Here is a 17,819-nt window from a genome sequence, read left to right on the forward strand (position 1 = left end):
AGCCCCCAAGAGGGCTAACTTTTATTTTTTAGAATTTATATCCGATTGATAATCTCCAGTTACGTGGCGCATTGTAGATCCACGCATATTCACCAAGATCTCCTCTGTATCCACTGTAAAGTGCTCTGTTAAGAACATTGTTCAGCATTAAATTAACATCGAATTTTTTGGCAACATAAGAAATTCCGAAGTTGGTGTCAAAATAATCCGGAAGACTTTGGTCTTTTTTAGCATTTACTCCATACCAAGACTGTCTTCCACCCTGATATTGATATCCTGCTGAGATTCCGAAACCTTTCATCATACCATTTTCAAATCTGTAATTGATCCATGTATTTTGAACATTTTTGGCATTTCCCGGAGACTGAATTCCAATGTTGGCAGGTTCACTATCTTTAATTGTTTTAGCATCAGTATAAGCATAATTGATGATAATGTTCAACCCTTTGATAATTTCTCCTTTGATATCAGATTCAAAACCTCTTGCTCTTTGCTCCCCGGTAGCAACCTGAAATGGATTTCCACCATTTTCTGCTATAGGTCCGGACACAAGTATGTTTTTCCTTCTGATTTCATATACGGAGAAAGTAGAGTTCCATTTTCCGCCAAACCAGTCTTTTTTTAAACCAAATTCAATATTTTGACCTTTGAAAGGATCTGTAATCTTTGTATTATTAATCCCTGTTGCGGATTGTGGCACAAAGGTTTTATCATAAATTCCGTAAGCAGAGAAGTTTTCATTAATAGAATAGCTCATTCCAACTCTTGGTGTAAACTCACCAGCTGTATCGGGTACGATAGGAGTGCCTGGGCTTAGGTTAGGATAAGCAGAATAAGTTTTTCCACTTGTATATCTTCCTGCTAAGGTTAATCTTAACTTATTATCAAACATTTCAATCTGATCCTGAGCATAATAAGATGTATATTTTACTCCCTGATCATTATAAAAAGGAGCAGAGGTGTTTAACGTATAAAAGTCAGAAGAAGGTAGCCTGGTAGGATCTACTCCATAATTCACATTATAAATATCAATAGGAAATTGTAAGGTTTCTTTACCATCTACAATTTTTGAATAGGAAGAAAAGTCTGCTTCGTATCTTCTATCTCCATAATCGAATCCAGCAATAATTTTATGAACAATGTTTCCAGTATTAAGCGTTCCTCTTACATAGGTCTGGAAAATGTGGTTTTTTCCTTTTGCCTGCCAGTTGCTTAATGTTCTATTTAAAATATTTTTATTAGCTGGGTCAAAAGTTCCCCACCATGAGCCTCCGTCATAGTTCAAGTCCATATAAGCATATTGTGTGCTCCAAACCCAATCTTTGAAAAGTTTCTGGTCTAAGCTCAAGAATAAACTTTGATCTTTAACTTCAGTTTGCTTGAAATTGGGATCATTAAAGTTGGTATGTACATTCAGTGAAGCATATCCGTCATTAGACATCAGATAAGCTCCGGGCTGATTGAATTTTAAATACTGATAATTGTATTGTGCTGTAAATGTAGTTGTCTTTGTAGGTCTGAAAGTAATAGATGGAGCAACAATGATTTTGCTTGTTTTATCGTTTTCGACCCATGATTTGTTGGAACTTCCCATTAAGTTAATTCGGTAGTCTAAAACTCCGTCTTTCACAAGAACTCCATCCAGATCTGCTTCACCTCTGAAAAGATTATAGCTTCCCGTAGTGAAACGTACACTGTTTGCAAATTTTCCTGTTGGCTTTTTAGTTACTACATTATAGAACCCTGCAGGATCTCCCATAGAACCCATAAATCCGGCAGGACCTTTTACAAACTCTATTCTATCAATAATGGATGCATCAGGATTGATAGGACCCCATGTAGAAGAAACATTCATTCCATTCATGAACGTGGCAATACTGGCTCCTCTCATATAAACATTGGAATACACGTTATCCCAGTGTTCTACTTTTCTTGCTCCACTTACATTACGGACAATTCCTTCAGACATATTCAATGTGATCTGATCAGAAAGAACTTGTGAACTTACTGATTGTACGTTTTGAGGAAGTTCAAGAATTGGTGTCTGAATTCTTAATGAACCTGAAACTTCGTTTAGTTTGTACTTTTGGTAATACCTTCCATTAACAATTACTTCTTCAATATCGTTGGATTTGATGGTGTCTTTTTTTTCCTGTGCAAAACTTAACATTGATGTTAATAATGCAGCTCCTATTGTTATTCTTTTCATTGTTTTTAAGGGAATAATTATTCTAAAAGTTTAAAATTTATAAGTGAAGCTTCCCAATACGTTGGCAAGGGCCTGAGCATTGGCTGTTGTATATCCGCTCCAATAATGTTCGTTCGTAAAGTTGTCTACTTTTACCCCGATTCTGAATTTTTTAGTATCGTAAAATGCATTGGCATTCAGTACCAGATATTTTGGAAGGATGAACGTACCCATGGTTGTAGAGTTCACAATCTTGTTGTCACTGGCATAGTTTCCTCCAACTCCGAAACCAAGTCCTTTTAATTTTCCGTCAAGGAATTGGTAGCTTGCATTGAAATTAACCAACCATGGAGATGAAGCAGTAGCTGGTCTTCTTCCGATTACTGTGTTATCAGCTTCTGTGTACTTCATATCATTATAGCTTACTCCGGCAATCACGGAGAATCCTTTGATCAGATAAGCGTTTGCTTCCAATTCTACTCCCTGGCTTCTTAATAAACCAGCTTGGTTTTGTACAGCCTGTCCTGTTCCTGTCATTTCACCCGTATTAAGAAGGGTATTTTTCACCTGAATATTATAGTAGCTCAAGGTTGTTGTAATTCTTCCTTTGATAAGATTTGTTTTGATACCACCTTCAAACTGATTGGCTCTTTCAGGAGTTGAAAGTGTTACATTTCCAGCCTTGTCTGAAGTATAATATCCATTTACAGTAAAGCTGTTTTGATAATTTCCAAATACGGATAATTTTTCTGGAAGAATTTGGTAAACAACTCCAAATTTTGGAGACCATGCTCCCTGCTTATATTCGGCTGTTTTATTTTGCCCTACCTGGCCTCCTCTGTAGTTATTTGTTTCATATCGTACTGAAGTAAGAATGTTAAGACCGGCTACTGGTGTAATAACGTTAGAAATATAGCCACTATAGGTATCTTTTTTACCAGAGCTTATATAGGTGTTATTTTTTTCAAAATCAGGCTGATTTCTCAGATTATCATACATTGCTCCTAATGTCTGCCCGTTCATATTAGTATAGTCTGTACCTGTGAACGGAACCCAGTCAAAGTTGGTAAACATAAAGTATTGATTGTCATTTAATCTCATATAGTCAAAACCAGCTACAGTTCTATTTCTGACACTTCCTATATTAAAATCAAAATTGAAATTCTGCTGAATCTGGAAATAAGTTCTTTTGCTGTCTTTGGTTGACTGATCAGCTCTTACAACTCCTAATTCTGTATCACTTGCATTTCCTGTAACCATTCCTTTCGGAGCAAAATAGAAATAAGGGTTAAATCCATCAGAATAAGAATAAGCCGTACTTACATTCGTAGAGGATTTAATATGCTCATTAATTTTATAGTTAACCTGTCCAAAGAAATTTCTGGCCTTACCTATAGTTTTAAGACCTTCTCCTGTGTAAGATTGTTTATAATTATAACCTAGCTTTTCCAGTTTGTCCATGCTATCTGCACCAAGCTGTGCACTTGGCACATAAAAGAAGAAAGCTGTCTCAGGATACGAGTTGGTTTCAAACATTTCCAATTCAGCATTGATCTCTAAGTTATCCGTAGGACGATAAGTAATGGATGGAGTAAATGCATAGAAAGAATTCTTCGCATTGGTTCTCTGGAAAGTTCCCTGGTTAGTATAAGCTGTATTTAATCTGAATAATAATTTTTTATCTTGTGTAAGAGGAGTGTTTACGTCTGCCTGTACTCTATAAAAATTATAACTTCCTCCTGCTAGAGAAACAGCACCAGCAAAAGTTTCAAAAGGTTTTTTGGTAACTCTGTTTACAACTCCCCCATAAGAAGTTACATTACTTCCGAATAATGTAGCAGAAGGACCTTTCAATACTTCAATTCTTTCCACATTAATGGCATCCATAGACGTTGTAATAGGAGCAACCATTCCGTTTCTTATAGAATTTCCTGCTACGAAACCTCTTAGATTTAGATAGACTCCTCCGTCTCCCGCTCTGTTTGTTGCGCTCCACATCTTTTGTGCACCGGCAACATTCCTGAATGCATCATCTACTGTAAATAACAATTGATTTTCCAGTACTCCTTTGTCTATTGAAGAATATACTTGCGGATCTTCTATCGCTTTTAAAGGCATTTTGTTGGAATATTCACTGTCTTTTTTCACATAAGTGCTGATGATTACTTCATCAATGCTTTTAGTTTTTAGAGTGTCTTTCTGTTGCGCAAGAACTACTACACTTGAAAGTATGGATGCACTCAGTATTATCTTTTTCATTGGAATAGGATTATTTATAATAGTGTTTTATAATCAAAAATAAAGGGATAGAAAGTGTCAGCCACCCTAGTACATCCCATAAACCATCACCCAGTAATGCTGCGATTAATCCGAATAGGGATATGAAAGCAAGTAGGATAGGCATTCCCCAAAGTTTTAGAAAGTTATTTTTCATCTTCCTGTATTTTTGGGCGTCATTAATTTCATTTGTTGTTTTTCAGACTTTCTTCTGGCAATCCATAAATAAAGACCCGTGATGAGGACAAGAATTGTAAAAACATCAAAAACGGTCCATACAATCTTTAGTATCATGCCTCCATAATTTCCAAAATGTAGAGGCTCAGAAATAAAAAGTGCATTAACATACCATGGCATATCCCTGGAATCTGTTACAGTTCCGGTTTTGGCATCTATTAGCACAGGTTTTAAAAGTTTTGAAGTAAGTTCAGTATTTCCACGCATAAAAACTGCGTAATGGTGTTTACTTGTGAAATCAGTGCCTGGGTAAGCAATTATAGATACTTTCATATCTTTAATCGTATTTTCTGCTGCTTTCTTAGCATCTTCCAATGAACTGAAATGTCCGGTCAATGGCTTCTGATTCTTATAAGGAGCGGTCATTTCTGCTAGCTGGCCTTGCTGCCATAGACCAACAATTACATCAGAAAGAGTATTGATTACCCCTGTAAATCCTACGACAACCATCCACGCAGTAATGGCAATTCCCAATAAGTTATGAGTATCCAGCCATTTAAGTCTCTTGGATTTATTTTTACGGACCATTCCAAAGTCGTACTTTTTCATAATAGGCCCATAAAGAACGATTCCTGAAACAATGGATATCATGAAAAGTATTCCCATTAATCCTAAAAAAAGTTTCCCCGGTATACCGAGAAACATATCTGTATGGAGTTTTAAAATGATATTCATTAAACCGTCTGTTCTGGGAGCTCCTAAAACTTCGCCGGTATATTCATTCAAAACTAAATATTTACTTTTTTCATATGGAGCGTTAGGTTGATCAACAATATCAAAAAGGACTTTGTTTTTTTCATTTTCATCCCAGAAAACAAATCTTGCCTTCTCTCCCGGATATCTGGACTCAGCAATTTTTACAAGTTTATCTAAGCTCAGTTTTTCATGATTTTGAGCTAAGGCTTCTTTGTTGTCTTCCAAAAGATGTTCAATTTCTTCGTGAAAGATCAACGGTAAACCTGTTACACAGAGATACAGTAGAAAAACGGTACAGATAAGGCTTGTCCATTTATGCCAATTAAACCAGCGTTTAGCAGTTTTTAGCTTCATGAAGCAGTCAATATTTTTTGCAAATATATTGTTTTTAACTATTCTAAATAAATAATAAGATTGATATTTATCATACAATTATTATACAATCAATAACAAAAAACCGCTCTAGCCAATGCCAGAGCGGTTTTTTAATAATATTGTTAATTATTTCTTATGCAGGAATTTCTCCTTTGTATAAGAAAGAAATAATCTCTTTGTTTAATTTTTCCATCATTTCACTGAATAGGTGGAAAGATTCTTGTTTGTAAATTACAAGTGGATCTTTCTGTTCATACACAGCTCCCTGAGAAGATCTTCTTAAGTCATCCATTTCACGAAGGTGAAGCTTCCAGTTTTCATCAATAATAGATAAAGTAATGTTCTTTTCAAAATCATTGATTAAGCTTTCACACTGAGTATCATAAGCTTCCTTAAGATCTGCCACGATAGTCATCGTTTTGTGTCCGTCTGTGAAAGGAACCTGAATCATCTTAAACATTGAACCTTGGTTTTGGTATACATTCTCAATGATAGGGAATGATTTTTCCTTCAATAGGTTCAGCTTCATTTGATAATCTTCCTGAGCAGCTTTGAATAGGATGTTCGTTAGATCCTGAATGGTTTTATTATTAAAATCATTTTGAGAAACCGGAGATTCCATTGTAAATGTTTTAATGATTTCGTATTCAAAATCTTTATAATTTCCTGTAGCTTTTCCTTTCGCAACGATAGAGTTGGCTACATCGAAAATCATGTTCGTGATATCATATTTCAAGTGATCTCCGAATAGAGCGTTCTTTCTTCTCTTGTAGATAACGTCACGTTGTTTGTTCATTACGTCATCATACTCAAGAAGTCTCTTTCTTGTTCCGAAGTTGTTCTCTTCTACTTTTTTCTGAGCTCTTTCAATAGACTTGCTGATCATAGAATGCTGAATCACTTCACCTTCTTTATGACCCATTCTGTCCATCATTTTAGCGATTCTTTCAGAACCGAATAGACGCATTAAGTTGTCTTCAAGAGATACATAGAACTGGGAACTTCCCGGATCTCCCTGACGACCAGCTCTACCTCTTAACTGTCTGTCAACACGTCTTGAATCGTGTCTTTCAGTACCAATAATAGCCAGACCTCCTGCATCTTTTACTTCTTTAGATAATTTAATATCCGTACCACGTCCTGCCATGTTCGTTGCAATGGTTACAACTCCCGGCTGTCCAGCTCCTGCAACAATCTCTGCTTCTTTTTTGTGAAGCTTAGCGTTCAATACCTGGTGTGGAATTTTTCTTAACTGAAGTGCTTTTGAAAGCAACTGAGAAATTTCAACAGAAGTTGTACCTACCAGTACAGGTCTTTTATGTGCCGTTAATTTTTCAATTTCTTCAATTACAGCGTTATATTTTTCTCTGTTAGTTTTGAAAACTAAATCTTGTCTGTCATGTCTTAATATAGGACGGTTGGTTGGAATAACCACAACATCTAATTTGTAGATCTCCCAAAGCTCACCAGCCTCTGTTTCAGCAGTACCTGTCATCCCCGCAAGTTTGTTGTACATACGGAAATAGTTCTGAAGCGTAATGGTTGCAAAAGTTTGAGTAGCTGCCTCAATTTTCACATTTTCTTTCGCTTCAATTGCCTGGTGAAGACCATCAGAATAACGTCTTCCTTCCATGATACGGCCTGTCTGCTCGTCAACGATTTTTACTTCACCATCAATGACTACATATTCATCATCTTTTTCAAATAATGTATACGCCTTCAATAGCTGGCTCATCGTGTGAACTCTTTCAGATTTTTCAGCAAAATCACCGAAAAGTTTTTCTTTAGCTTCGAATTCCTCTTCTTTAGATAAGTTTTTAGCCTCTACTTCAGCAATTTCAGTTCCGATATCCGGAAGTACGAAGAAGTTTGGATCAGAGTTCCCTTGAGACATGTATTCAACACCTTTGTCTGTAAGGTCTACCTGATTGTTCTTTTCCTCGATAACGAAATAAAGATCTTTATCTACGATCGGCATGTCACGGTTATTGTCCTGCATGTATTGTGCCTCAACTTTCTGAAGCAATGCTCTGTTTCCGCTTTCCGATAAGAATTTGATTAATTGTCTGTTTTTAGGAAGACCTCTGTATGCCTGAAGCAATTTGAATCCTCCTTCTTTTGTGTTTCCTGCCGCAATTAATTTTTTCGCTTCATTGAAGATGGCAGAAACTGTTTTTTTCTGAACTTCAACGATTCTGTCGATAGAAGGCTTAAGAACATCAAATTCCTGTCTGTCTCCCTGAGGAACCGGACCTGAAATAATCAACGGTGTTCTTGCGTCATCTACCAATACGGAATCCACCTCATCCACAATGGCAAAGTTTAATTCTCTTTGTACCAGTTCTGAAGGTGAAGTTACCATGTTATCTCTCAGGTAATCGAAACCAAATTCGTTATTTGTTCCGTAAGTAATATCTGAGTTGTATGCTTTTCTTCTTCCGTCCGAGTTCGGCTGGTGGTTATCGATACAATCGATAGACATTCCATGGAACTGATAAAGAGGTCCCATCCAAGCGGAGTCTCTTTTGGCAAGGTAGTCATTCACAGTCACTACGTGAACCCCTCTTTCCGGAAGAGAATTTAAGTAAATAGGTAATGTTCCTACCAAAGTTTTACCTTCACCGGTTGCCATTTCGGCAATTTTACCACTGTGAAGAATAATACCCCCGATAAACTGAACATCATAGTGGACCATATCCCAAACTACTGGAGTTCCGGCAGCGTCCCATGAGTTTTTCCAAACAGCTTGGTCTCCCTGAATGCTAACGAAATCTTTCCCTGCAGCAGCCAGTTCTCTATCCCAGTCACTTGCTGTTACACGAATTTCTCCATTCTGAGCCCATCTTCTTGCCGTTTCTTTGATCAATGCAAAAGCTTCCGGAAGAACCTGAACTAGAACTTTTTCTTCAATTTCGTATGATTCTTTCTTTAGAGACTCAATCTTTGAGAAAAGAGCTTCTTTCTCGTCAACGTTTGTTGAATTTTTAATCTGCTCTTTAATCTGTTCTATTTGAGCTGTGATATTGCTGGTTGCAGATTTAATACTTGCTTTAAACTCAGCAGTTTTTTGTCTCAGTCCATCATCCGACAATTGTTGGATGTTAGGCTCTACAGCCTTGATTTTTGTTACAACTTTTTTTACTTCTTTTAGGTCCTGCGCTTTTTTGTCTCCCAAAAACCCTTTAAGAACTTTGTTTAAAAAACTCATAAATTTTTTGCTTTATGCTTAATGCAAGATGCTTTAAGCGTTTTAATGACACGCTTATCGTGTAGTTAATATATAAAAAGGGCAAAAAAGCTCTAAGCAAGCAGCCTAAAGCTTATCGCTTTATTAATATTCGTCCTCGTTCCAAAGGAAGTCCTCGTCTGTTGGATAATCGCTCCAAACTTCCTCGATAGATTCATAAATTTCTCCTTCGTCCTCAATGGCCTGAAGGTTTTCCACTACTTCCATAGGTGCACCAGTTCTGATTGCGTAGTCAATAAGCTCTGCTTTTGTCATTGGCCAAGGTGCGTCACTTAGATAGGAAGCTAATTCTAATGTCCAGTACATAATTTTCTAATTTTTTGCAAAAGTATAAAAATAGGTTGTATAATAAACTTTTTTATACTTGATTTTCAATTCTTTTTATAATATTTTCTTGCAAACGACTGTCACCAACTGCATGGCAGTCATGTCAGAAATTTACTATTGTCGTTTTCTCAAAAACCATTCCACAAATTTTTTTATGCCATTTTGGAAGTCTGTGTCAGGTTTATATCCTATTAAAGTCCTTGCTTTGGTAATATCAGCATTGGTTTTTGTGACATCTCCAGGTTGCATTGGCAGAATTTTTCTGTGGGCTGTCATATTCAGGGCATCTTCTATAGTGGCTACCATATCCGTTAAAGTGACAACCTGATTTTCTCCTAAATTAAGAACTTCATAAACATGGGAATTGTTTTCCAGATATAACACAGATTTGGTTATTCCATCAATAATGTCATCAATATAGGTATAATCTCTGGCGGTGGTTCCATCACCATAAAAAGGAATTTCTAAGCCTTCTGAAATGAGCTTTGTGAATTTATGTATAGCAAGGTCTGGGCGCTGTCTTGGACCATAAACGGTAAAGAACCTTAGCTGGATCATATCAATATGATAAAGATGATGATACACATGGCCAAGGATTTCCCCACATTTTTTAGTGGCAGCATAAGGAGAGATAGGATAGTCTACATTATCTGTTTCTGAAAACGGAACTTTTTCATTATTCCCATAAACGCTTGATGAAGATGCACAAATGAATTTTTTGATATTGAAATCTTTACACAATTCCCAAAGATTCATTGTCCCGCGAACATTCACTTCTTCGTAATCCAAAGGTCTTTCAATGGAGGGGCGAACTCCAGCCAATGCCGCCAGATGGATCACCATATCAATGGGGTGATTTCTGAAAATACTTTCAAGCCCTTTTTTGTCTCTGATATCCTGATAATAAAGGGAATATTGATCAGACTGGGAGAGGGAAACCAGACGTTGAATATCAGCCTCTTTATCAGAGAATTCAAAATCCGAAATTATATCAATAGACTCTAAAGTATTTTTAATTTTGATCTGATAGCTATAGAAATCATCAAAATTGTCAATGTTTATGACAGAATGTCCATTTCTTAATAATTGTTCAACTAAATGGGAACCGATGAACCCACTACCGCCTGTTACAAGATAAATCATCAATGGTTTTTTATGAATACAAAAATATAAATTTTACTTTTTGAAAAATATAATCATTAAATTTACGTAAAAAAGTAATATAAATATAATATGCAGTTTCAAGGGCAAATTTTAAAAATGATAAGCTACGATGCTAAACCCATCCAATATTATTTGAATCTTTCAGGAGATCTGATTCATATTAATGAGTTATTGGGGAAAGAATTAAGCATTAAGCATGTAGGGTTTCAATGTGTAAACTGTGGTGAAAATAAACCTATTTATAGAATGGGTTTTTGTAAAAGCTGTTTTTTTGAAAGTCCTTACGCCAGTGATACCATCATTCGCCCGGAGCTTTCTACAGCTCATTTAGGAGTGGCGGAACGTGATCTTGAAGTAGAAAAAGAAATTCAGTTACAGCCTCATACGGTGTATCTGGCCTATACCGGAGATGTAAAAGTAGGGGTGACGAGAAATACTCAGATTCCTACAAGATGGATTGATCAGGGTGCCACTTTTGCTTTGCCTATTGCAAGAACTGAAAACCGTTATGAAGCGGGGATGATAGAGGTTGCATTAAAAGAACATTTAGCAGATAAAACAAACTGGAGAAAGATGCTTCAGGATGACTTTGAAGGAGAAATAGATCTTGCAGATTTCAGACAAAAGATCAAGGAATATTTCCCTGAGGATTTCCAGAAGTTCTACAGTGAAGGAGAAGAACTTTGGGCATTTGATTACCCATTTGAAAAACCGGAGAAAGTAACTTCATTTACTTTAGATAAGAAACCGGAATTTACCGGAAGGCTTACAGGAATAAAAGGACAGTATCTTGGATTTGAAGGTGGAAACTTTATTAATGTAAGAGGGCATGAAGGATATGTGATAGAACTGAATGTGAAAAATTAATAGATGCGTAGATATTTACCCCTGATATTTCTTTTGTCATGCACTCCCGATCATCCCAAAATTACAAGACAGGATATTGATTATTTTGAAAAAGATAAAAATACAGATCTGTTCAGAGTACATCATAAAAATGGGAAGTGGGGATTTGTAGATAAAGACACCATCACAATCATTCCTTTTAAATATGATTTTATAAATCCTTTTGATGAAAATGGATTAGCTTATACAAAAGACGGAAGTAAAGAATTTTATATCAACAAACAGGGCAAAGTTGCTATTTCTTCTGATTATGATGAAATGGGTTTGTTTTCAGAAGGGTTGCTCAGTGTCAAACGAAAAGGGAAGTATGGTTTTCTGGATACAGAGGGGAATGTAGCCATTCCGATGGAGTATGATGAAGTTGGTTTTTTTAGCCAGGGCTTATGCGGGGTTTCAAAGAATAAAAAACACGGATTTATTGATCCAAAAGGAAGGGTTGTTATTCCTATTATTTATGATGCAGTTGATAATTCTGATCTTGATTCTATTGTGATTGCTTCTAAAAACGGAAAGTGGGCCTTTTTTGATTCTAAAGGAAAACAATTGTCAGACTTTATGTACGATAAGGTTTTTAAGGGTTATAATGTAAATATACCACCTCCTCCAGATATAAGTGAAGCCACTACTTATTTTCAAAATGGAGCTGTTTTGGTATTAAAGAATAAGAAGTATGAGTTTCTTAATGAAGAGATAAAATCTGCATTTCAGGACAATATATTCGATTTAGCATCAGTATTTGATACCTATAAAAATGCCATTGTTAAAAGAAATAATAAATACGGGATTATAAAGCCTGATGGAATAGCAAAAGTTCCTATAGAATATGACTGGATAGGTTACTTTGGTACAAATCAAAACTCTTCAGAATATTATAATGCAAAAAAGGGTAACATATTCCATATCTATAACAGGAACCTGAAGAAAATAGGAGAATCGTATGAAAAGGTTTCCAGTAATTTTTCAGTTTCTGCGCTGAATCTTATATTTAAAAATTTGAAAGGACAATATGGAATGGTAAATTCGAATGGCAGTATTGTAATTCCTTTTGAATATAGCGAGCTTGAAAAACTGAATCAAGATCTCTTTCTTGGAAAAAAGAACGGAAAGGTTGGAATTCTTGATAAAAGCGGAAGACTAAGAATCCCTTTTGAATATAAAAGTCTAGATAGGTTGGATGATAATGGCCAGTTATTTATTGCAGATGATAAAATTATAAACTTAGATAATAAACCAATACTATCTGGATATGATCGTATTACACCAATTTATTATAATAACCAGAGGTTTATTGTATCTAAAAATAAGAAGTACGGAATTGTTGATATTAAAAATAAAATATTACTACCTTTAGAATATGATGAAATATCAAATTGGGTAGAATATGGACCGGAAAAAAGACATTTTATTGTTAAAAAGGGTAAGCATGGATTAATAGAATATGAAACATTCAGGATTATAATTCCACCAGTTTATGATGAGTTTATTCAAAGAATGGGTGTGATTTTTGCTCACAAAAATGGAAAATCAGGTATCTTAGATATTAATAATAAAGAAATTTGCCCTTTTATTTTTGATGAGATTAAACCTGGGTACTTTTTTGGGATTGGATATCGTAAAGATGAGAACAGGATTTACTCTAAAAAAGATAATAAGTTTTACGAAATAACCTTAACAGGGAAAATTATAAAAGAAATTTCTCAGAAAGAATATAAAAAGAATACTGAACACCAAAATATGTAAATATGAATAAATGGGTTAAAAGACTATTAATCAGTTTCGGAATCCTTGCAGGACTTCTTCTTGTAGCTAATTTCGGACTGAATTTTTGGCTTAAAACCCAGCTCCCCGAATACATTAAAAAAAATACAGACTACAAGGTTTCGTATAAAAATCTGGATGTGGATCTTAGTACAGGAAATATTCTTGCAACGGGAATTTCTGTTAACTCCAAGAACCCACAAAATACGAATGTCATTGGGCTTCAGGGAACGATTGACACATTAAAAGTCAACCGTTTCGGAATTTATGATGCTATTTTCAATAAAACAATAAGTTCTTCAGATCTGTTGTTGGCAAAACCCAATCTGAATGTCATTTTAGCCAAACCTGTTGACCAAAAAAAAGGAAAAAAACGAAATCCTTTCTTATTTGAAAATATCAGGATCAATGATGGGAAAATTGCCATTTTCAAACATACCAAGCAAAAGTTTTTGTCTGTAGAACAACTTGATCTTATGGTTGAAAATCTGCAGATGACGGAAGAGTCAGTTGAAGATAAGCTACCTATTGTTTTTGATCGATACAGTATTAAGGGACAAAATTTCTTTTTCAGACCCGATAATATATATGCCATTACTATTCATACCATCAATACTACTGATGGACAGATGGCTGTTGAAAGCTTTAAGCTGATTCCGTTACTTTCTTTTACTCAGTTTAAAAAGTTTTATCCTCAAAAAACTCAACTGTTTGAAGTTACTATTCCAACAATGGAGTTTAAAGATGTGGTTTTACAGAAAAATAAAGTTTCTCTTGCTGATGCGTACTTTCAGAGCCCAATTTTCACAGTGTATAATACTGGTGTAAAAAAGATTAAGAAAGAAAAGAGGAACTCTGACTTTGAAGTTAATCTTGAGAATATAAAGCTTAAAAATGCTGTGGCTCAAATTAACAAGCCGGATGGAAACAAACTTCTGTCTGCTGGAAATCTGAATCTGAATATCAGTCAACTTGTGTTCAATAAAGAAACTTCTGAGCAGGTGATTCCGGTGGCATATAAGGATTTTACATTCTCTGGGAAAGATATTGTATATGCTGATCATCAGAATATTGCAATTGGAAGCATTGCTTTGAAACCTACTAACGGAGAAATCAGAGATCTTTCATTGACCCCCGGTTCTCAGCCCAACGGAAAAATGACAATGGATTTAAAATCCAACCATATTGCTTTTAATATCAATAAACTTGAATTTATTTATAAAAAACTGAATCTAGATGTTAAAGACGTTCTGGTTGAAAATGCAAACGGAACGATAAAGGCTGGGGAGATTAAACCAAAGAAAAATACCAATTCCGGGATCATACAGTCTGTCATGGTAAGAAAAGTATCTTTGAAGAACTCAAACCTTACTTATGATAAAGGAAAAGAACCACTGGCTTTTCATGATCTGAATGCTACTGTAAACGGTATTGAGATAAGCCCGAAAGCAAATAATGAAGGACTTTCTTTTACAGTCAAAGATTATTTCCTAACGACCCGTAATTTGGCTTATAAAACCCAATTCTACAATATCAGCCTTGGACTTTTGAAGCTGAATAAGAATAAAATACAGATCAATAACTTTGCAATGAAGCCTCTTGTTTCGAGAAACCAGTTTATCAAAATGATACCTGTGGAGAGGGATCTATATGATCTAAAGGCTGGGCAGGTGACTGCTGAGGGAGATTGGGAGCTGTTTTCACAACATAAGTACATTAATGCTTCCCATGTGGAGATCCAGTCCGCAGATGCTAATATTTTCAGGAGTAAAATACCGAAAGATGATCCGAAAATTAAAGCACTGTATTCTAAAATGCTTCGTTCCATTAAAATTCCTATGAATGTCAATACGCTGGATCTGAAGAATTCAGTTTTGGTATACGAAGAAGATACTCCTGAAAGTATGGGACCGGGAAAACTTACATTCAGTAATTTTAATATGAATGTCAAAAACCTAAACTCTGCCAAGGCAAAGGGAAGACCTACCAAAGTTGATATTAAGATCAATTGTTCCTTCATGAACCTTTCACCTCTGGCAGTGAACTGGGGCTTTGATGTTGCGGATCAGTATGATAATTTTACAATTTCAGGAAAGACCTCTAATCTTCCGGCAAATGGTATCAATCCGTTTATCAGGCCTTATCTGCATGTAACAGCCACTGCAGGAACGATTCAGGAAATGCTGTTTAATTTTAAAGGAAATCCAGCCGGATTGCACGGAACATTTAATTTAAAACATAAAGACCTGAAGATTGCTGTTCTGAACAAAAATAATCATGAGAAGAAAGGCTTTTTAACAGCTGTTGCGAATGTTTTCTTAAAATCGAACTCTGGAAATTATCCAGAATCAGTAACAGTGGAAAATGTGGAACGCGATCCTACAAAGTCATTCTTTAATCTTTTCTGGAAAGGGATTGAACAGGGATTGAAGAAGACACTCATTGGAAAGAATGTTGAAAAAACAGAAAAAACAGTAAAAAGTGCAGTTTCTTCAGTGAAGGACATGAAAGAATCGGTAAAGGATATTAAAGAAGAAATCAAACACAAAAAAAATACTTCTCAGCCTCAGGAAGAGAAAAAGGAGAAGAAAGGTTTTTTAAATGGCATTTTTAAAAAGAAAGATAACTCCGGAGAGAAGTAATTTTTTAAACCATTAAGTGTAATACTAAGTTGATTTTGCAATTGGCGGAAAATCATTTTTAATGTAAAAATCCTTAATGGTTTAAAAAATAAATATTGAGGTTCAATACTTAAAAATTGAATTCATCACTTTCTAGGATTGGTATCTCTCTCAGAAATTCATCAAATTCCGCACCAGGATAATTACTGTCTGCGCCATAAGAATCGATAATCATCCCACGGTTTCCAGCATCATCCTTCACGACATATAATACGGCATTGTCGTCAGGATTACTATCACCTTCAAAACGATAGGTCTTTAAAATAGTCAGTTCAGAAGGAGTATAGATTTTTTCAGAATTTTCGAATTTCATCTCGCAGTTTTCATTCATTCTAAACTCTCTGTGTATCCCTCTTTCAGAAAGCGTTTTCATGACTTGGCTTAAGGTGGTCATTCTGTCGATGTTTTCTGGATTTTCCATAATAATATTTTTGTTGATAAGTACAATAATTAAACCATTGCTTTTCTAAAGATAAGAAAAATAACTGATTATAATTTTCTTAAAAATATAGCTTAATGTTAACAAAATTTATAATTCAGAAGAATAAAATAGGTACACTTTTTGCAATATCAAAAACAATAAATCAAAGAAAATATGAAAAAAGAAGTTGGAGTTTTACTGGCAGGGGGAGTTGGTCTTTTGGCAGTATTAAGTTTAATAAGCATCAAAAAAATATTGACAAAAAAAGATAAAAAATATAGTGATAGTTATTCAGATTATCACAGACACTTTGATGAAAAGAACCACGAAGACGAAACACACGGAGTGGAATTTTACGCGCTGAAGTAGTAAAAAAATATATTAAATTATGTTTAAATCCAACGCTTTTGAAAGTGTTGGATTTTTTTGTGGAAAACTTAAATGTTAAAGTTCATTATTTTATAAAAAATCCATTCTAATTTTACATCAGAATGTCAAACGAAAATTTCATAAAAGGTCAGGGAGCTCAGCGAAACGTTATCAATCGTTTCGACAGGTATACCTATGAGCCTGAAGATGAAGATTTCGAAACCGTAAAGACTTCTTTTACCGAAGTGTTTCCCAAAACCATTGTGAATCAGGTGAAAAGTGAGGATCTTCCGATGGAATATTCTATGAATCCTTACCAAGGCTGTGAGCATGGTTGCTCCTACTGTTTTGCAAGGTCTACGCATGAATATTGGGGATACAGTGCCGGAATTGATTTTGAAAGAAAGATCATGGTGAAGAAAAATGCTCCTGAACTGTTGGAGAAGTTTTTTCAGAAAAGAGGATATAAAGCTGCTCCTATTTTGCTCTCTGGAAATACCGATTGCTATCAGCCTGCCGAAAGACAATTTGAAATTACCAGAAAATTATTGCAGGTTTGTCTCGATTACAGACATCCTGTCAATATTCTGACAAAAAATGCCTTAGTACTGAGGGATTTGGATATCTTAAAACCGATGGCGGAACAAAACCTGGTTTCTGTTTCCTTAAGTATTCCTACCATCAATGAAGAACTGAGAAGAAAAATGGAGCCAAGGACAAGTTCTGCTCCCAATAAACTAAAAGCTATTGAAATCCTTTCCGAAAATAAAATTCCTGTACACGTAATGGTAGCGCCAATTATTCCAGGGCTGAATAGTGATGAGCCTTTGAATATTTTAAAATCAATTTCTGATGCCGGAGCATTGGGATTTGGATATACATTAGTTAGATTGAATGATACCGTAGAACCTGTTTTTGTCAATTGGATTGAATCTCATTTCCCAGACAGAGCACAGAAAGTATTGAATCTGATCCGCTCTATGCGTGGCGGAAAGCTGGGGGATAAAAGATATTTTGAAAGGCAGAGAGGAGAGGGGAATATCGCTGAAATGATTCACACTACCTTTAAAATAGGACGGAAAAAGTTTTTTGAAGGGAAAGAATTTCCTAAACTGTCAACAGCTAACTTTACAGGAACTAAAGATCAGCAGCTAAGATTGTTTGATTAAGTTA

General features: G+C 35.3%; 13 protein-coding genes. 5 read left to right on the plus strand and 8 right to left on the minus strand.

Annotated elements, in window-relative coordinates; translation table 11 throughout:
• Nucleotides 1-28: 28 nt before the first annotated feature.
• The 7 genes from EG344_RS11955 to EG344_RS11980 form a co-directional block, all read right to left on the minus strand.
• Nucleotides 29-2,209 (minus strand): TonB-dependent siderophore receptor, encoded by a 2,181-nt coding sequence (locus tag EG344_RS11955; protein WP_123909624.1) that lies wholly within the window; start codon nucleotides 2,207-2,209, stop codon nucleotides 29-31.
• Between the two features lie 30 nt (nucleotides 2,210-2,239).
• Nucleotides 2,240-4,447: a TonB-dependent siderophore receptor gene (locus EG344_RS11960; protein ID WP_123909625.1), complete on the minus strand. Its 2,208-nt coding sequence runs from the start codon at nucleotides 4,445-4,447 to the stop codon at nucleotides 2,240-2,242.
• Between the two features lie 10 nt (nucleotides 4,448-4,457).
• Nucleotides 4,458-4,622 (minus strand): hypothetical protein, encoded by a 165-nt coding sequence (locus EG344_RS23930; RefSeq protein WP_164464427.1) that lies wholly within the window; start codon nucleotides 4,620-4,622, stop codon nucleotides 4,458-4,460.
• A complete protein-coding gene (locus EG344_RS11965; protein WP_123909626.1) occupies nucleotides 4,619-5,752 on the minus strand; it encodes a PepSY-associated TM helix domain-containing protein in 1,134 nt (377 codons plus the stop codon). Before EG344_RS11965 ends, EG344_RS23930 begins: the two co-directional genes overlap by 4 nt.
• Nucleotides 5,753-5,906: 154 nt before the next feature.
• Nucleotides 5,907-8,981 (minus strand): preprotein translocase subunit SecA, encoded by a 3,075-nt coding sequence (secA, locus tag EG344_RS11970; protein WP_123909627.1) that lies wholly within the window; start codon nucleotides 8,979-8,981, stop codon nucleotides 5,907-5,909.
• Nucleotides 8,982-9,104: 123 nt separating this feature from the next.
• On the minus strand, nucleotides 9,105-9,326 hold the full coding sequence (locus EG344_RS11975; RefSeq protein WP_002662059.1) for a DUF2795 domain-containing protein: 222 nt from the start codon (nucleotides 9,324-9,326) through the stop codon (nucleotides 9,105-9,107).
• A 135-nt stretch (nucleotides 9,327-9,461) separates the two neighbouring features.
• Nucleotides 9,462-10,490 (minus strand): GDP-mannose 4,6-dehydratase, encoded by a 1,029-nt coding sequence (locus tag EG344_RS11980; RefSeq protein WP_123909628.1) that lies wholly within the window; start codon nucleotides 10,488-10,490, stop codon nucleotides 9,462-9,464.
• A 90-nt stretch (nucleotides 10,491-10,580) separates the two neighbouring features.
• Between EG344_RS11980 and EG344_RS11985 the strand changes: the two genes are divergently transcribed.
• From EG344_RS11985 to EG344_RS11995, 3 genes are read left to right on the plus strand one after another with little or no spacing between them, the layout of a single operon-like run.
• The gene (locus EG344_RS11985) at nucleotides 10,581-11,378 is read left to right on the plus strand and encodes a DUF2797 domain-containing protein (RefSeq protein WP_123909629.1); all 798 of its coding nucleotides are present in this window, start codon (nucleotides 10,581-10,583) and stop codon (nucleotides 11,376-11,378) included.
• A 3-nt stretch (nucleotides 11,379-11,381) separates the two neighbouring features.
• Nucleotides 11,382-13,157: a WG repeat-containing protein gene (locus EG344_RS11990; RefSeq protein ID WP_123909630.1), complete on the plus strand. Its 1,776-nt coding sequence runs from the start codon at nucleotides 11,382-11,384 to the stop codon at nucleotides 13,155-13,157.
• 2 nt (nucleotides 13,158-13,159) lie between these two features.
• The gene (locus EG344_RS11995; protein ID WP_123909631.1) at nucleotides 13,160-15,817 is read left to right on the plus strand and encodes a hypothetical protein; all 2,658 of its coding nucleotides are present in this window, start codon (nucleotides 13,160-13,162) and stop codon (nucleotides 15,815-15,817) included.
• Nucleotides 15,818-15,926: 109 nt separating this feature from the next.
• On the opposite strand, the gene EG344_RS12000 is transcribed toward EG344_RS11995, so the two are convergent.
• A complete protein-coding gene (locus EG344_RS12000; protein ID WP_123909632.1) occupies nucleotides 15,927-16,277 on the minus strand; it encodes a hypothetical protein in 351 nt (116 codons plus the stop codon).
• A 174-nt stretch (nucleotides 16,278-16,451) separates the two neighbouring features.
• Between EG344_RS12000 and EG344_RS12005 the strand changes: the two genes are divergently transcribed.
• Together EG344_RS12005 and EG344_RS12010 are read left to right on the plus strand one after the other, a co-directional pair.
• Nucleotides 16,452-16,646, plus strand: coding sequence for a hypothetical protein (locus EG344_RS12005; protein WP_123909633.1), 195 nt, complete (start codon nucleotides 16,452-16,454; stop codon nucleotides 16,644-16,646).
• A gap of 122 nt (nucleotides 16,647-16,768) precedes the next feature.
• Nucleotides 16,769-17,815: a PA0069 family radical SAM protein gene (locus EG344_RS12010; protein ID WP_123909634.1), complete on the plus strand. Its 1,047-nt coding sequence runs from the start codon at nucleotides 16,769-16,771 to the stop codon at nucleotides 17,813-17,815.
• Nucleotides 17,816-17,819 lie beyond the last annotated feature (4 nt).

Source organism: Chryseobacterium sp. G0162 (assembly GCF_003815715.1).
In the GTDB taxonomy this organism is placed as follows: Bacteria; Bacteroidota; Bacteroidia; order Flavobacteriales; family Weeksellaceae; genus Chryseobacterium.

What these genes read in the sequence shown, in the direction of transcription:
- EG344_RS11990 (WP_123909630.1), top strand. Translation starts at nt 11,382, where the DNA reads ATGCGTAGATATTTACCCCTGATATTTCTTTTGTCATGCACTCCCGAT.
- EG344_RS11960 (WP_123909625.1), bottom strand. Translation starts at nt 4,447, where the DNA reads ATGAAAAAGATAATACTGAGTGCATCCATACTTTCAAGTGTAGTAGTT.
- EG344_RS11985 (WP_123909629.1), top strand. Translation starts at nt 10,581, where the DNA reads ATGCAGTTTCAAGGGCAAATTTTAAAAATGATAAGCTACGATGCTAAA.
- EG344_RS12010 (WP_123909634.1), top strand. Translation starts at nt 16,769, where the DNA reads ATGTCAAACGAAAATTTCATAAAAGGTCAGGGAGCTCAGCGAAACGTT.
- EG344_RS11980 (WP_123909628.1), bottom strand. Translation starts at nt 10,490, where the DNA reads ATGATTTATCTTGTAACAGGCGGTAGTGGGTTCATCGGTTCCCATTTA.
- EG344_RS11975 (WP_002662059.1), bottom strand. Translation starts at nt 9,326, where the DNA reads ATGTACTGGACATTAGAATTAGCTTCCTATCTAAGTGACGCACCTTGG.
- EG344_RS23930 (WP_164464427.1), bottom strand. Translation starts at nt 4,622, where the DNA reads ATGAAAAATAACTTTCTAAAACTTTGGGGAATGCCTATCCTACTTGCT.
- EG344_RS11955 (WP_123909624.1), bottom strand. Translation starts at nt 2,209, where the DNA reads ATGAAAAGAATAACAATAGGAGCTGCATTATTAACATCAATGTTAAGT.
- secA (WP_123909627.1), bottom strand. Translation starts at nt 8,981, where the DNA reads ATGAGTTTTTTAAACAAAGTTCTTAAAGGGTTTTTGGGAGACAAAAAA.
- EG344_RS12000 (WP_123909632.1), bottom strand. Translation starts at nt 16,277, where the DNA reads ATGGAAAATCCAGAAAACATCGACAGAATGACCACCTTAAGCCAAGTC.
- EG344_RS12005 (WP_123909633.1), top strand. Translation starts at nt 16,452, where the DNA reads ATGAAAAAAGAAGTTGGAGTTTTACTGGCAGGGGGAGTTGGTCTTTTG.
- EG344_RS11965 (WP_123909626.1), bottom strand. Translation starts at nt 5,752, where the DNA reads ATGAAGCTAAAAACTGCTAAACGCTGGTTTAATTGGCATAAATGGACA.
- EG344_RS11995 (WP_123909631.1), top strand. Translation starts at nt 13,160, where the DNA reads ATGAATAAATGGGTTAAAAGACTATTAATCAGTTTCGGAATCCTTGCA.